Origin of the sequence: Stenotrophomonas sp. As-7, from assembly GCF_030291015.1 — a bacterium.
In the GTDB taxonomy this organism is placed as follows: domain Bacteria; phylum Pseudomonadota; class Gammaproteobacteria; order Xanthomonadales; family Xanthomonadaceae; genus Stenotrophomonas; species Stenotrophomonas lactitubi.
In genome coordinates this window covers 4635274-4651115 of sequence record NZ_CP127405.1, presented here as the reverse complement: position 1 = coordinate 4651115, position 15842 = coordinate 4635274, and the positions used below count along the sequence as shown (strand labels likewise).

At 66.9% G+C, this 15842-nt stretch carries 7 protein-coding genes; 6 read left to right on the top strand and 1 reads right to left on the bottom strand.

Annotated elements, in window-relative coordinates; genetic code table 11:
- Positions 1 to 26 precede the first annotated feature (26 nt).
- From glyQ to QP457_RS21160, 6 genes are all read left to right on the top strand, one after another.
- Positions 27 to 938, top strand: a complete 912-nt coding sequence (gene glyQ, locus QP457_RS21185) for a glycine--tRNA ligase subunit alpha (RefSeq protein WP_025878768.1) — start codon at positions 27 to 29, stop codon at positions 936 to 938.
- An 88-nt stretch (positions 939 to 1026) separates the two neighbouring features.
- Positions 1027 to 3102, top strand: a complete 2076-nt coding sequence (gene glyS / locus QP457_RS21180) for a glycine--tRNA ligase subunit beta (RefSeq protein WP_205404573.1) — start codon at positions 1027 to 1029, stop codon at positions 3100 to 3102.
- 299 nt (positions 3103 to 3401) lie between these two features.
- Entirely contained in the window at positions 3402 to 5198 is a 1797-nt protein-coding gene (locus QP457_RS21175; protein WP_100461964.1) for an autotransporter assembly complex family protein, read from the top strand.
- Positions 5195 to 9061: a translocation/assembly module TamB domain-containing protein gene (locus QP457_RS21170; protein WP_205404572.1), complete on the top strand. Its 3867-nt coding sequence runs from the start codon at positions 5195 to 5197 to the stop codon at positions 9059 to 9061. Before QP457_RS21175 ends, QP457_RS21170 begins: the two co-directional genes overlap by 4 nt.
- Positions 9062 to 9240: 179 nt before the next feature.
- Entirely contained in the window at positions 9241 to 11388 is a 2148-nt protein-coding gene (locus QP457_RS21165) for a S46 family peptidase (protein ID WP_205404571.1), read from the top strand.
- 126 nt (positions 11389 to 11514) lie between these two features.
- On the top strand, positions 11515 to 14967 hold the full coding sequence (locus QP457_RS21160) for a PAS domain-containing hybrid sensor histidine kinase/response regulator (RefSeq protein ID WP_205404570.1): 3453 nt from the start codon (positions 11515 to 11517) through the stop codon (positions 14965 to 14967).
- 78 nt (positions 14968 to 15045) lie between these two features.
- Here the strand turns inward: QP457_RS21160 and QP457_RS21155 are convergent, their stop codons facing one another.
- Positions 15046 to 15621 (bottom strand): manganese efflux pump MntP family protein, encoded by a 576-nt coding sequence (locus QP457_RS21155; protein WP_205404569.1) that lies wholly within the window; start codon positions 15619 to 15621, stop codon positions 15046 to 15048.
- Positions 15622 to 15842 lie beyond the last annotated feature (221 nt).

The window sequence follows — 15842 nt, the reverse complement described above, 5'->3', positions numbered from 1 at the left end:
CCCTTTGCCGGCCAAGACTCGTCCGCATGTCCGCGACCCCGACCGTTCCGATCACCTTCCAGGGCCTGATCCAGACCCTGAACCAGTTCTGGGCCCAGCAGGGCTGCGTGCTCATCCAGCCGCTCGACCTGGAGGTGGGCGCCGGTACCTTCCACCCGGCCACCTTCCTGCGTGCGATCGGTCCGGAAACCTGGAACGCGGCCTACGTGCAGCCCTCGCGGCGCCCGACCGATGGCCGCTACGGCGAGAACCCGAACCGCCTGCAGCGCTACTACCAGTACCAGGTGGCGATGAAGCCGGCACCGGACAACATCCAGCAGCTGTACCTGGATTCGCTGAAGGCGGTGGGCATCGATCCGCTGGTGCACGACCTGCGTTTCGTCGAGGACAACTGGGAATCGCCGACGCTGGGCGCCTGGGGCCTGGGCTGGGAAGTCTGGCTCAACGGCATGGAGGTGACCCAGTTCACCTACTTCCAGCAGGCCGGTGGCCTGGAATGCCGGCCGGTGCTGGGCGAGATCACCTACGGTCTCGAGCGCCTGTGCATGTACCTGCAGAACTGCGACAACGTCTACGACCTGGTGTGGACCTACGGCCCGGACGGGCAGCCAGTGACCTACGGCGACGTCTATCACCAGAACGAGGTGGAGCAGAGCACCTACAACTTCGAATACGCCGACGTGGAAGAAATGTTCCACCGCTTCGACGCCTGCGAGCGTGAAGCGCAGAAGCTGGTGGAAGTGAACCTGCCGCTGCCGGCCTACGAGCAGGTGATGAAGGCCAGCCACACCTTCAACCTGCTGGATGCGCGCCGTGCGATCAGCGTGACCGAACGCCAGCGCTACATCCTGCGCGTGCGCGCGCTGGCGCAGGCGGTGGCCAAGGCCTACTACGAGCAGCGCGAGAAGCTGGGCTTCCCGGGCGCGAAGAAGGCCTGACGGCCCGTTCTCCCATCACGCGTTTCACCTACTACCCCAGGGGCGCCGGCCGCGTCGCGCGCTGCGCCCCCACCACAGGATCGAACCGATGAGCCACTTGTCTCCCCTGCTGATTGAACTGGGCACCGAAGAGTTGCCGGTCAAGGCGCTGCCGGGCCTGGCCCAGGCTTTCTTCGACGGTGTTGTCGATGGCCTGCGCAAGCGCGGCGTCGAACTGGAGCTGGGCGATGCACGCCCGCTGTCGACCCCGCGCCGCCTGGCCGTGCTGCTGCCGGGCGTTGGCCTGGAACAGCCGGAACAGCACAGCGAAGTGCTGGGCCCGTACCTGAACATCGCGCTGGACGCCGAAGGTCAGCCGACCAAGGCGCTGCAGGGTTTCGCAGCCAAGGCCGGGATCGACTGGACCGCGCTGGAGAAGACCACCGACAACAAGGGTGAGCGCTTCGTGCACCGTGCGGTGACTCCGGGCGCGCGCACCGCTGCGCTGCTGCCGGAAATCCTGCGCGAGGCCATCGCCGGCATGCCGATTCCCAAGCCGATGCGCTGGGGCGACCACAGCTGGGGCTTCGCCCGCCCGGTGCACTGGCTGGTGCTGCTGCACGGCGGCGACGTGGTCGAGGCCGAACTGTTCGGCCTGAAGGCCGACCGCATGAGCCGCGGCCACCGCTTCCTGCACGACAAGACCGTGTGGCTGACCCAGCCGCAGGACTATGTCGAATCGCTGCGCGCCGCCTTCGTGGTGGTCGATCCGGCCGAGCGCCGCCAGCGCATCGTTGCCGAAGTGGAAGCCGCTGCCGCCACCGCCGGTGGCAGCGCACGCATCACCGAGGACAACCTGGAGCAGGTGGTGAACCTGGTCGAGTGGCCGTCGGCAGTGTTGTGCAGCTTCGAGCGCGCGTTCCTGGCGGTACCGCAGGAAGCGCTGATCGAGACGATGGAGATCAACCAGAAGTTCTTCCCGGTGCTGGATGACGGCGGCAAGCTGACCGAGAAGTTCATCGGCATCGCCAACATCGAGTCCAAGGACGTGGCCGAAGTGGCCAAGGGCTACGAGCGCGTGATCCGCCCGCGCTTCGCCGATGCCAAGTTCTTCTTCGACGAAGACCTGAAGCAGGGCCTGGAGGCGATGGGCGAGGGCCTGAAGACGGTGACCTACCAGGCCAAGCTGGGCAGCGTGGCCGACAAGGTCGCGCGCGTGGCGGCGCTGGCCGAGGTGATCGCCGCGCAGGTGGGAGCTGACCCGGTGCTGGCCAAGCGTGCCGCGCAGCTGGCCAAGAACGACCTGCAGTCGCGCATGGTCAACGAATTCCCGGAACTGCAGGGCATCGCCGGTCGCCACTACGCGGTGGTCGGTGGCGAGTCGCCGGAGGTGGCGCTGGCCATCGACGAGGCCTACCAGCCGCGCTTCGGTGGCGATGACATCGCGCTGTCGCCGCTGGGCAAGGTGCTGGCGATCGTCGAGCGTGTGGACACCCTGGCCGGCGGTTTCGCCGCGGGCCTGAAGCCGACCGGCAACAAGGACCCGTTCGCCCTGCGCCGCAACGCACTGGGCCTGGCCCGCACGATCATCGAGAGCGGCTTCGAGCTGGACCTGCGCGCGCTGCTGGCCAGCGCCAATGCCGGGCTGGCCGCGCGCAACGTGCAGGCCGACGTGGCTGAGTTGTACGACTTCATCCTCGACCGCCTGAAGGGCTATTACAGCGACAAGGGCGTGCCGGCCAGCCACTTCAATGCGGTGGCCGAGCTGAAGCCGGCCTCGCTGTACGACTTCGACCGCCGCCTGGATGCGATCGGGATCTTCGCCGCGCTGCCGGAGGCCGAGGCGCTGGCAGCGGCCAACAAGCGCATCCGCAACATCCTGCGCAAGGCCGAAGGCGATATTCCGGGCCAGATCGATGCGGCTCTGCTGCAGGAAGATGCCGAGCGCGCGCTGGCGGAAGCCGTGACTGCAGCCATTGACGACACCGGCGCCAGCCTGCACCAGAAGGACTACGTGGCCGTGCTGGCGCGCCTGGCTCGCCTGCGTCCGCAGGTCGATGCGTTCTTCGACGGGGTGATGGTCAATGCCGAGGATCCGGCATTGCGCGGCAACCGCCTGGCGCTGTTGACGATGCTGGGTGAACGCCTGGGCAAGGTCGCGGCGATCGAGCACCTGTCGAGCTGATGGGTAGCCCATCCACGCATGGCGTGGATCTACTGGGCAACCGTCACGCATGGTGTGGATTTACCGGTAGTGCCGGCCGCTGGCCGGCAACATGGCGATTCACGGCACTAAGGTGGCGTTGCCGGCCAGCGGCCGGCACTGCCCGATGTTGTCCATCGGGGTCATCGCCGGCATCGCACACGATGCCGGCATTTCCGCATACGCTCGCGATGATCGCCACAAAGGCGCGTATTTTGACCGCCACTTAACAACCGATCCCGAAACACGTGATGCATTTCGCATCGTCACCTTCGGTCGGTATGCTGTGCCGCATGCAGCCAACGAAATACGCCCTGCCGCTGATGGTCCTCTCGCTTTGCGCCACTTCCGTGGCCCATGCGCGCGGCACCATCGACAAGGTGGACATCAAGGGATTGGACAAGGGCGACGACGCCGCGATCATCGAGAACATCCAGGAATCGCTGTCGTTGTTCGACACGATCGGCAAGGAGCAGGGCGAGTCGCGCCTGGAATACCTGCTGTCGCAGGCCGAGCGGCAGACCCGCCAGGCGCTGGAGCCGTTCGGGTACTACAACCCGGTGATCAAGGTCGAGGCGCCGCGGCAGGACGAGCACGTCACCGTGCTGATCCATGTCGACAAGGGCCCGCCGGTGCTGGTGCGCCGCGAGCATATCGACATCACCGGTCCGGCGATGTACGACCAGTACCTGCAGGACGACCTGACCGCATTCAAGCCCCGCAAGGGCCAGCGCTTCGAACATACCCAGTACGAAGCCAGCAAGATCACCGTGACCCGGCGCCTGGCCGAGCGTGGCTACTTCGACGCCGACTACACCCAGCGCCAGGTGCAGATCACCCGCGCGGACAACGCTGCCGACATCGACCTGACCTGGGACAGCGGCCGCCGCTACAACATGGGCCCGGTGACCTTCGAGCAGAACTACTTCGACGACAAGCTGTTCGACCCGCTGGTGTACTGGGACCAGGGCAGCTATTTCCACGAAGGCAAGCTGGACCGCCTGCGCGAGTCGCTGACCAAGCTCGATTACTTCAGCGTGATCGACATCCAGCCGCGCCCGGACCAGGCCGATGAAAACGGCGAGGTGCCGGTCGATGTGAAGCTGACGCGGGCCAAGCGCAGCATCTATTCCTACGGTCTTAGCTACGGCAGCGAAAGTGGCGCCGGTGTGCGCGGTGGCCTTGAACGGCGCTTCCTGAACAGCCGTGGCCACAAGATGAACACCCAGCTGGACTATGCGCAGAAGCGCAAGAGCCTGATCACCAGCTACCGCATCCCGGCGTTCAACTGGCTTGATGGCTGGTACACCTTCGCTGCCAGCGCCTACGACGAGCAGACCGACTACATCGATCTGCGCAACTTCAAGCTGATCGCCAGCCGCAGCGGCGAGATCAACGAGAACTGGACCGCCATCGCCTCGATCAACGCGCTGCGCGAACGCTGGCGCTATGCCTCGGGCACCGAATTCACCGATGCGGTCTACAACACGTCCACGCTGGTCTACCCGCAGATCGTGGCTGATTACGTGAAGGTGGACGACGAGCTGTTCCCGCGCAGCGGCATCAGCGGCACAGCGACGGTGCGTGCCGGCGTCGAAGGCGTTGGTTCGGACACCAGCTTCGTGCAGGCCAATGCTGTGCTGCGCTGGTACATCCCGGTGGGGCCGACCAATCGCCTGATCCTGCGCGGCGAAGGTGGCACCACCTGGACCAGTGACCTGGTGGCGATGCCGCCCAGCCTGCGCTACTTCGCCGGTGGCGACCGCAGCATCCGCGGCTATGCCTACCGTGAGGTCGGCCCGCGTACCCCGAAACCCGACAAGTACGCACTCGGTGCCAAGCACCTGGTGGTCGGCTCGGCCGAATACGAGCACTACTTCAATGGCGGTCCGTGGGGTGCGGCGGTATTCGTCGATACCGGCAGCGCCTTCGATACCAATATCGACCTGCATACCGGCGTCGGCTTCGGCGTGCGCTGGAAATCGCCGGTGGGCCCGGTGCGGGTGGATATCGCGCATGGCCTGAACAACCCTGATTCGCAGTTCCAGCTGTACCTCAACATCGGAGCGGACCTGTGAGCACGCCCGCACCGACCCCGTCGCCGAACACGCCGCCGCGGCGCGTGCGCTTCTACCGCCGTCGCCGTTTCTGGGCATGGTCCGGCGCGGGCGTGGTCGGCCTGGTGCTGGTTGCCCTGCTGGCCGTGTACTGGCTACTGCAGACGGTGGCCGGCCGCGATGTACTGCTGGCGCAGGTGGTGGCACGCCTGCCGGTGGGTGCCAGCTTCACCTGGGACAAGGTCGATGGCCCGGTGGCCGGACCGTTGACCCTGTACAACGTGGACTTCCGCTACGACGACATCCATTTCCACGCCGAGCGCGCGCACCTGGAGCCGGACCTGCGCCCGCTGCTGGGCCGCAAGCTGCTGCTGGACAAGCTGGAACTGACCAACGCCACGCTCAACCTGGCCAAGAGCGACGAGCCGTTCAAGCTGCCTTCGTGGCCCGATTCACTGCCGCAGATCGAAATGCCGCTGGCGATCCAGGCCGATGTGATCGCCATCGACAGTTTCCGCATCAGCCAGGCCAACGAGCCGGTGATCGACATCAGCCGCGTGCGTGGTGGCATCGAGATCGCCAACGGCGAGTTCCAGGCGCGCAAGCTGGTCGTGGACAGCGACATGGGCAATTTCACTGCCCAGGGCCGCTACATCCCGGCCAAGGATTACGACACCGACGTTACCGTCACTGCAGTGCTGCCGGCACCGCGCGGTCGGACTGCGGCCACGGTCGGCCTGGTCGCGCGCGGTGATCTGGCGCATATGGAAGTGGCGCTGGCCGGTCGCGCGCCGAAGCCGCTGCACGCGATGCTGGTGTTCGATGGCCGCACCGATCCGACCTGGAACGCGACCGTGCGCAGCGACGAGCTGGATCTGGCGCTGTTGTCGCCGGCGCTGGCCAGCTCGGCCATCGCGCCGCTGGCATTGGATTTCACGGCCTCCGGCAAGGGTGGCAACGCCAACCTGCAGGGCCGGGTGAAGCAGGGTGAGCAGGAACTGGAGCTGGCGCCGTCGGTGGTGTCGCTGCAGGACCAGGTGCTGAAGGTCTCACCGCTGGTGGTCAAGGGCCTGGGCGGCGAAGCACGCCTGGAAGGTACTGCCGATTTCAGCCAGGAAGACCAGCAGAAGCTGAACTTCTCGGTGATCGCGCAGGACCTGACCTGGGTGCCGGCACCGGACCCGAACACCGCCGGCAGTTCGCCGGTGCCGGTAACGCTGAAGGAAGCGCGCTTTGGCCTGGCCGGTACCTTGAAGGCGTGGGCGGCGATCGGCCGTGCCGATGTCGAACGCGAAAAGCAGAAGGCGCAGCTGCGCTTTGATGTGCGTGGCAACGATCAGGCCGCCGAGATCCGCGAACTGCAGGCGCAGACCCCGGGTGGCCAGCTGCAGGTGGAAGGCAAGGTGGCATGGGCACCGCAGCTGGACTGGGATGCCAAGGCCACGCTGAAGGATTTCGACCCGGGCTACTTCGCGCCGGGTTGGGATGGTCGTCTGTCCGGCAATCTCGCGTCCAAGGGCCGCCAGCTGCCGCCGCCGGCCAATGCGCCGCCGGGCACCGCGGGCACGCTGGAGGCTACGGTGGACCTGCCCTCGCTGAAGGGCACCCTGCGCCAGCGCAACGTGGATGCACAAGGCAAGTTCGCCCTGCAGGGTGAGCAGGGCCAGGGTGAACTGAAACTGGCCGTCGGCAGCAGCCGGGTGACCGCCTCGGGCAAGGTCGGCGACCGCCTGGACATCGATGCGCGCTTCGAACCGCTGCAGCTGAGCGATCTGCTGCCCGGCGCCGACGGTGGCCTGCGTGGCCAGGTGCAGGTGAAAGGCCCGCGCGATGCGCCGGACATCACCGCGGATCTGGTCGGCAACAATCTCAACTGGGACGGTTACGGCGCTGAAAGCCTGAGCATCAAGGGCCGGCTGCCGTGGCGTGGCGACAGTGGCACGCTGGCGATTCAGGGCCAGCAGGTCAACGCCGGCATGCTGCTGGAACGCTTGAACATCGATGCGCAGGGCAGTGTCTCCAACCTGCGCCTGGCCGCGCAGACCCGCAACGAGCTGGGCGCGATCGAGCTGCAGGGCAGCGTGCGCCAGCAGGGCGAGCAATGGCGTGGCGAACTGGCCGCGCTGCGCATCGCACCGGTGAAGGGCGATGCGTGGGCACTGCGTGCGCCTGCGGCATTCGCCATCAACGGCGGCAACTACACGCTGGGCGAAACCTGCCTGGGCGCTGCGACCGGGGGCGCCTTGTGTGCGCACGCCAACTGGCCGCGCGAAGGGCTGGTGGTGCGCGGCGATGCGTTGCCGCTGGCACTGGTGCAGCCGTGGTTGCCCCCGCAGTCCGGCCGGCGCATCTACCTGCGTGGCGAACTCAACCTGGACGCGCAGATCCGTCCGCGTGGCAACGCGTGGGAAGGGCATGTGGAAGTGCGTTCGGCCGAAGGCGGCGTCCGCCTGGGCGAGAACCGCAACACCAGCGTGGCCGATGCCAACCGTGGCGAGCTGGTGCGCTATGACCAGTTCTCGCTGAAGCTGGACATGACCCCGGCCAGCATCAAGGGCTACCTGGGCATGGGCTTCCAGGGCAATGGCTTCGTCGATGCCAAGATGCAGACCGGTTGGGAACCGAGTGCGCCGCTCAACGGCGAGCTCTACCTCAACATGTCGCGCCTGTACTGGCTGGAACTGTTCTCGCCGGACGTGGTGCGCCCGACCGGCCTGATCGAGGGCCACGTCAGCCTGCGTGGCACGCGCGGCCAGCCCTCGCTGGGCGGTGATGCGCAGCTGAGCAACTTCAAGGGCGAGTTCCCGGCGCTGGGCCTGACCTTCGACCAGGGCAAGGGCAGCTTCGTCGCACAGCCTGATGGGTCGGCCAAGATCACCGCGCAGGCCAATTCGGGCAAGGGCACGCTGTATGTCGACGGCGGCCTGTCCTGGTTCGGCGATGCACAGCCGCTGCAGCTGAAGATCCACGGCGAGAACGTGCTGCTGTCCAATACCAGCGAACTGCGCATCATCGCCAATCCCAACCTGGACTTCACCCTGGCCAAGGCCGCGATGGAGCTGCGCGGAACGGTGCACGTGCCCGAGGCCGACATCGATCTGGAGCGCCTGGACCGTGGCACCTCGGTGTCCGAAGACGTGGTGGTGCTGGACCCGGCCGATCCGGAAGAGTCGCGCACCTCGCCGCTGGACATGGAGCTGACCGTCAGCCTGGGCGACAAGGTCAAGATGACCGGCTTCGGCCTGAAGGGCGCGCTGACCGGCAAGATGCAGGTCTGGGCCAAGCCCGGCCGCGAGATGACCGCCAACGGCGGCCTGGAAGTCAGTGGCCGCTACAAGGCCTATGGCCAGGACCTGACCATCACCCGCGGCAACCTCAACTGGAACTACAACGCGGTGTCCGACCCGCGCATCAACATCCGCGCCGAGCGCCGGATCGGTGATGTCACCGCCGGCATCGACGTGACCGGGCGCGCGCAGCAGCCCCGTGCCGATGTCTGGTCCGATCCGGCGATGTCGCAGTCCGAAGCACTGGGTTACCTGGTGCTGGGGCGCAGCCTGACCGGTGCCAGCAGCGACCAGACCCAGCAGGTGAACGCGGCCTCGGCCGCGCTGTCGGCCGGCAGTGGCCTGCTGGCTTCGCAGCTCGGTGCCAAGCTGGGCCTGGACGATGCCGGCGTCAGCCAGTCGCGCGCGCTGGGCGGTTCGGTCATCGGCGTCGGCAAGTACATTTCGCCCAAGCTGTACGTGGGCTACGGCGTGTCGCTGGTCGGTGCCGGCTCGGTGATCACGCTGAAGTACCTGCTCCGCCGCGGCTTCGACGTGGAAGTGGAATCGAGCACGGTGGAAAACCGCGGTTCGCTGAACTGGCGGCGGGAAAAATAACCCGCCGCGGCATCCCTGTAGAGCCAAGCCATGCTCGGCTTCCGCGCGCAGCGCGGACTGACGGAAGAGCAGCCGAGCATGGGCTCGGCTCTACCTGTCAGGCCCCCAACCATCGGCCGTTGCCCCATCCGCCCCCAGCGGCTATGGTCCCGGGCTGTTCTGTCGTACCGGATTGCCTCATGTCGCCACGCAAAGCCCTCCCCACTGCCCTGGCCCTGGGCCTGACCCTCGCCGCCGGCGCCCACGCCGATGAAGGCATGTGGATGCCGACCCAGCTGCCGGAGCTGGCCAAGCCCCTGCAGGCGGCCGGCTTCAAGGGCAACCCGGCCGATCTGGCCAACGTGACTGCGCCGCCGCTGAGTGCGGTCGTGCGTGCCGGTGGTGGCACCGGCTCGTTCGTCTCGGCCGATGGCCTGCTGCTGACCAACCACCACGTGGCGATGGGCGTGATCCAGTACAACAGCTCGCCTGAGCACAACTTCATCAACGACGGCTTCATCGCCAAGGGCCGCGCCGACGAGCGCCCGGCCAATCCGGACTTCCGCGTGCTGGTCACCGTCGGCTTCGACAAGGTGACCGACCAGGTGCTGGCGCAGGCCCGGGGCAAGACCGGCCGCGCGTACTTCGATGCGGTGGACGCAGCCAGCAAGCAGATCGTGGCCGAGTGCGAGAAGGACGGCAGCGTGCGCTGCTCGGTGGCCAACATGTATTACGGCACCGACTTCTACCGCATCGCCCAGCTGGAACTGAGCGACGTGCGCCTGGTCTATGCACCGCCGCGCGCGATCGGCAACTACGGCGATGAGATCGACAACTTCATGTGGCCGCGCCACACCGGCGACTTCACCCTGCTGCGTGCCTACGTGGGCAAGGACGGCAAGCCGGCCGCCTACAGCAAGGACAACGTGCCCTACCAGGCACCGGCGCACCTGCAGATGTCGGTGGAAGGCCCGAAGGAGGGCGATTACGCGATGCTGGCCGGTTACCCGGGCATCACCTACCGCCATCGCACCGCCGCCGAATTCGCGGGCCAGATCGATACCGTGCTGCCGCGCCGGGTGTCGGTGTTCCAGCAGATGATCGATACCATCGAGGCAGCCAGTGCCAAGGACGCGCAGGCGCGTACCCGCTATGCCTCGCAGCTGCAGTCGCTGAAGAACAACCGCAAGCGTGCCGCCGGTGAGCTGGAAGGCCTGCTGCGCAGCGACGCCAAGGCGCAGCGTGCAGCCGACGAGCAGGCGATGCTGGCCGCCACCGACCGCAAGTACCAGGGCGACATCAAGGCATTGCTGACCAACCTGTCGCAGGGTGCGGCGGTGGGCGAGCGTGACCTGCTGCTGGAGCAGATGGCCGGCCAAAGCCAGCTGCTGCGCTCGGCGCTGCTGCTGGAACGCCTGCGCATCGAATCGGCCAAGCCGGACGCGCAGCGCGAGACCGGCTACCAGCAGCGCGACCAGGCGATGATCGAGGGCGTGCTGAAGCAGGTGCAGCGTCGCTATGCACCCGAGGTCGAGAAGGCGCTGCTGTCCACCCTGTTGACCCGCTACCAGCAGCTGCCGGATGCGCAGCGCGTGGCCGAGTTCGACGCTGCGTTCGGCCGCACCCCGGCACAGCTGGCGCAGGCACTGGACACGCTGTACGCCGGCACCCAGCTGGGTGATGAAGCGCAGCGTCTGTCCCGTTTCGCCGTTGCCCGCGAAGGCAAGGCGCTCGCCGCCGACCCGCTGATCGCCGTGGCCGGCCCGCTGGTGGCCGCGCAGCTGCGCATCGAGAACGAGAGCAAGACCCGCGAAGGCGAACAGCTGCGCCTGCGCCCGGCCTACATGCAGGCGCTGTTCGCCTGGCGTGCCAAGCAGGGCCGTGCGGTGTACCCGGATGCCAACCGCACGCTGCGCATCAGCTACGGCAAGGTCGAGGCGCTGCATCCGCGTGATGGCGTGACGTACTCGCCGGTGACCACCGTGGCCGGCATCGTCGAGAAGAACACCAACGCCTATCCGTTCGATGCACCCAAGCCGTTGCTGGCCGCGATTGCCAAGGGCGACTTCGGCAGCACCGCCGATCCCGCGCTGAAGACCCAGACGGTCAACTTCCTGACCAACCTGGACACCACCGGCGGCAACTCCGGCTCGCCGGTGCTCAATGCCAAGGGCGAACTGATCGGCCTGAACTTCGACAGCAACTGGGAGTCGGTCAGTGCCAGCTGGTGGTTCGACCCGCGCTACAAGCGCGCCGTGCACGTGGACATGCGCTACCTGCGCTGGCTGCTGGCCAAGGTCTACCCGGCGCCCGAGCTGCTGAAGGAAATGGGCGTTCCGGCGGAATAAGGGCCGGTACCCGGTAGGTGCCCACCGTTTCCTGGTGGGTGCCCACCCTTGCGGGCCACCGGCGTGACCTACCATCACCACCAACGGTCATGATCTACTGGCCCCTGCTCTGACGGAAACACGCGCTTGGTCTCCAGCTGGATCCTGCTGCTGGTCTCGGTTGCCTATGCGGCGCTGCTGTTCGGCGTGGCGTGGTGGGGCGACCGTCGGCCGATGTACCCGGACCGGCCGTGGCTGCGTCCGGTCGTCTACAGCCTGGCGCTGGCGGTGTACTGCTCGTCGTGGACCTTCTACGGCGCAGTCGGCACCGCCGTGCGCAACGGCGTGGGCTACCTGCCGATCTACATCGGGCCGTTGCTGCTGCTGCTGTTCGGCTGGCGCATCATCGAGCGCCTGGCGCTGATCGCGCGCAGCCAGAACGTGGTCTCCATCGCCGACTTCATTTCCTCGCGCTTCGGCCGCTCGCGGCGGCTGGCAGCGCTGGTGGCGATCATCGCGCTGATCGGCATCATTCCCTACCTCGCCCTGCAGTACAAAGCGGTGGCGATGAGCCTGCAGGTACTGACCGGCAACACCGGGCCGACCGGATTCTTCAGCGACCCGGCCCTGTATGTGGCGCTGTTGATGGCGCTGTTCGCCACCCTGTTCGGCACCCGCCAGGTCGATGCCACCGAACACCACCACGGCATGATGCTGGCGATCGCGCTGGAATCGGTGATCAAGCTGGTGGCGATGGTGGCGGTGGGCGTGTTCGCCTATGTCTGGCTCAGCGACCGCAATGAAGCGGTGGTGGAGTCGGTGCATACGCTGTTCACTGGTCTGCCACCGGTGGGTTTCCTCTCGCAGACCCTGCTGAGTTTCCTGGCCATCATCTGCCTGCCGCGCCAGTTCCACGTGGCGGTGGTCGAGTGCGGCGACGTGCGCGACGTGCGCCGCGCGCGCTGGATGTTCGGCGGCTACCTGGTGCTGATCTCGGCGATGGTGCTGCCGATCGCCACCGCCGGCATCAGCCTGTTCGGTACCGGAAGCGGCGTGGCCGACGACTCGATGGTGCTGGCCCTGCCGCTGGCCGAGGGCCGCAACGCGTTGGCATTGATCGCCTATATCGGCGGCTTCTCCGCCGCCACCGGCATGGTCATCGTGTCTTCCATCGCGCTGGCGACGATGGTCAGCAACGACCTGGTGATGCCGGTGCTGCTGCGTCGCAGTGGCGATCACCAGGAAGCGGCTGACGTCGCTTCGCGCGTGCTGTGGATCCGCCGCCTGGCGATTCTGCTGCTGGCGCTGATGGCCTACAGCTACTACCGCAGCAGCAGCAACGACAGCACGCTGGCCTCGTATGGATTGATGGCCTTCGCCGCGGTAGCGCAGTTCGCGCCGGGCCTGATCGGTGGCCTGTACTGGCGCGGCGCCAGCCGTCGTGGCGTGGAGACCGGCATGCTGCTCGGCTTCGCCACCTGGCTGTACACCCTGCTGCTGCCGGCGATGACCATGGCCGGCTGGATGGATGCGGGCTGGGTGCAGCATGGTCCGTTCGGCATCGATTGGCTGCGCCCGCAGCAGCTGTTCGGCATGACCGGCTGGGACCCGCTGACCCACGGCACGTTCTGGTCGCTGCTGGTCAACGCGGCGACGATGATGCTGGTATCGGCGCGTTGGCGTCCGGGCGTGGATGAGCGCCTGCGTGCTGCACCCTTCCTCGATCCCTATGCCGAGCGGCCTTCAGTGGCGGGGGGATGGCCGGGCCACGTGCATGTGGGTGACCTGCTGGCACTGGCCTCGCGCGTGGTCGGCGAACGTCATGCGCGGCGCTCGTTCTTCGAACAGGCGCAGTCGTTGGGGCGCGAGCTGCAGTCCTCGGCACCGGCTGACCGGCCCTGGGTGCAGTTCACCGAACGCCTGCTGGCGGCGTCGATCGGCGCGGCCTCCGCGCGCCTGCTGCTCACCAGCCTGCTGCGCGGTTCGGGCATGGACCTGGGTGAAGTGGTGGCGGTGCTGGACGAAGCAGGACAGGAACTGCGCTTCAATCGCGAGATCCTGTCGACCACCCTGGAAAACATCAGCGCCGGGGTCAGTGTGGTCGACCCGGACATGCGCCTGACCGCCTGGAACCGGCGCTACCAGGACATGTTCGGTTATCCCGATGGCATGCTCTACGTGGGGCGCCCGGTGGCCGACCTGATCCGCTACAACGCCGAGCGTGGTGAGCTGGGCGAGGGCGATATCGAAGTGCAGATCAACCGTCGCATCGGCTATATGCGCGCCGGTTCGCCGCATGTGTTCGAGCGTACCCGCAGCGATGGCAAGGTGATCGAAATGCGTGGCCAGGCACTGCCCGGCGGCGGCTACGTCACCAGCTACAACGACATCACCGACTACAAGCACGCCGAACGCGCGCTGCTGGAAGCCAACGAAACGCTGGAGCAGCGCGTGGCCGAGCGCTCGCATGTTGCGGAAGTCGCGCAGCAGTCGAAGACCCGTTTCCTGGCCGCGATCAGCCATGACGTGCTGCAGCCGTTGAACGCGGCGCGGCTGTTCGCATCGGCGTTGCGCGACAGCGACCATGTCAGCGACGAGCAGAAGCACCTGGCCGAGCGCGTGGATGCATCGCTGCGCGCCGCCGAGGAGCTGCTGGATGGCCTGCTGGACGTGTCGCGGCTGGATGCCGGCGGCCTGCACCCGGTGATCGGCGAGTTCGATGTCAGTGCGCTGATGCGCGAACTGGCCGCGCAGTACACGCCGGTTGCGGCCGGCCGTGGGCTGCGCCTGGATCTGTTCGCGCGTACCACCTGGGTGCGCAGCGACCGTCGCCTGCTGCGTCGCGTGCTGCAGAACTTCCTTGCCAATGCGCTGCGCTACACGCGGCAGGGGCGCATCGTGCTGGCGGTGCGCCAGCGCGGCGACGAAGTGGAACTGCAGGTGTGGGATACCGGTCCCGGCATTCCCGAGCATCACATGCGGCAGATCTTCGATGAGTTCCACCGCTACCAGCAGCCGTTCGACTGGGGCGAGCAGGGCCTGGGCCTAGGCCTGTCGATCTGCCAGCGCATCTCGCGCCTGCTCGACCATCGCTTGAACGCGCGCAGCCGGGTTGGCAGTGGCTCGATGTTCTCGATCATCCTGCCGCGGGTGGCGCCGTTGCCGGGCTATACCGAAGCGGTCACCCTGGCGGCGACAGCGCCGCCGGTCCGCAGTGATTCGCTGGCGGGCCTGCGCGTGCTGTGCGTTGACAACGACGAGGAGATCCTCGACGGCATGCGCGCGCTGCTGGGGCGTTGGCAGGTGCAGGTGATCACTGCATCGACGGTGGACCAGGCGCTGCAGAAGATCGCCGAGCGTCCGCAGGTGATGCTGGTGGACTACCACCTGCACGATCGCATGGATGGCCTGGACGCGCTGGTGGCATTGCGCGAGGCCGCAGGCTATCCGCTGCCCGGTGCGCTGCTGACCGCGGATGGTCGTGATGAACTGAAGCGGATGGCGCGCGAGCGTGGCTATCGCCTGTTGACCAAGCCGATCAAGCCGGCGTCGCTGCGTGCGTTCCTGGGCGCGTTGCGGGATACCCGCAACAACGACTGAATCCACGCCATACGCGGATGACGCGCGGGTAGTGCCGGCCGCTGGCCGGCAACTTCATGATCGCCGACAACCGACGCCTTACGCGACGCCGTGCAAGTGTTCGTACAGGATCGTCGCACCGATGATCACCAGGATCACACCACCGATGATTTCGGCGCGCTTGCCGACCATGCTGCCGAGCATGCGGCCCAGCATGATGCCGGCGGTGACCATGGTCAGCGTGCACAGGCCGATGACTGCGGCCATCACCCCGATATGCACGTCCATGAAGGCCAGGCCGATGCCCACCGCCATCGCGTCGATGCTGGTGGCGAAACCGGTCAGTGCGAGTTTCCAGAAACCATGGTGCTGCGCAGGATCTTCGTCGTCCTCGCCGTTATCCGGACGCAGCCCGTTGTAGATCATGTGGATGCCCAGCGCGCCGAGCAGGCCGAAGGCGATCCAATGGTCGAACGCCTCCACGTACTGCAGAGCGGCACGGCCAAGCAGCCAACCGATGATGGGCGTGATCGCCTCGATGACGCCGAAGATGATGCCGGCGCGCAGCGCATCACGGAACACCGGCTTGCGCATGGCCGCGCCCTTGCCGATTGCAGCGGCGAAGGCATCGGTGGACATGGCAAAGCCGATCAGGAGGATCGAAATGGGGGACATGGGCGGCTGCTGAGGTCGGGCTAGGACGGACGCACGGCCTGCGCTCGCGCCCAACCTGACGTTGCGCGCGCGGGCCGCTGGTCTCGCCAACCATCATGGTTGTCCACGCCACGGCGCACTGGCCGAGTATGTTGACGTGGACGATTCCTGCGCAGGAATCCGGCTACTCCCCAAGGGGGACGCGAAGCTTAGCACCGCGATTCGCGCGTGGCGCATTTCCA

Bases quoted from the DNA above. Each gene is read 5' to 3' on its own strand.
- glyQ (WP_025878768.1), top strand. From the start codon at position 27: ATGTCCGCGACCCCGACCGTTCCGATCACCTTCCAGGGCCTGATCCAG.
- glyS (WP_205404573.1), top strand. From the start codon at position 1,027: ATGAGCCACTTGTCTCCCCTGCTGATTGAACTGGGCACCGAAGAGTTG.
- QP457_RS21175 (WP_100461964.1), top strand. From the start codon at position 3,402: ATGCTGTGCCGCATGCAGCCAACGAAATACGCCCTGCCGCTGATGGTC.
- QP457_RS21165 (WP_205404571.1), top strand. From the start codon at position 9,241: ATGTCGCCACGCAAAGCCCTCCCCACTGCCCTGGCCCTGGGCCTGACC.
- QP457_RS21155 (WP_205404569.1), bottom strand. From the start codon at position 15,621: ATGTCCCCCATTTCGATCCTCCTGATCGGCTTTGCCATGTCCACCGAT.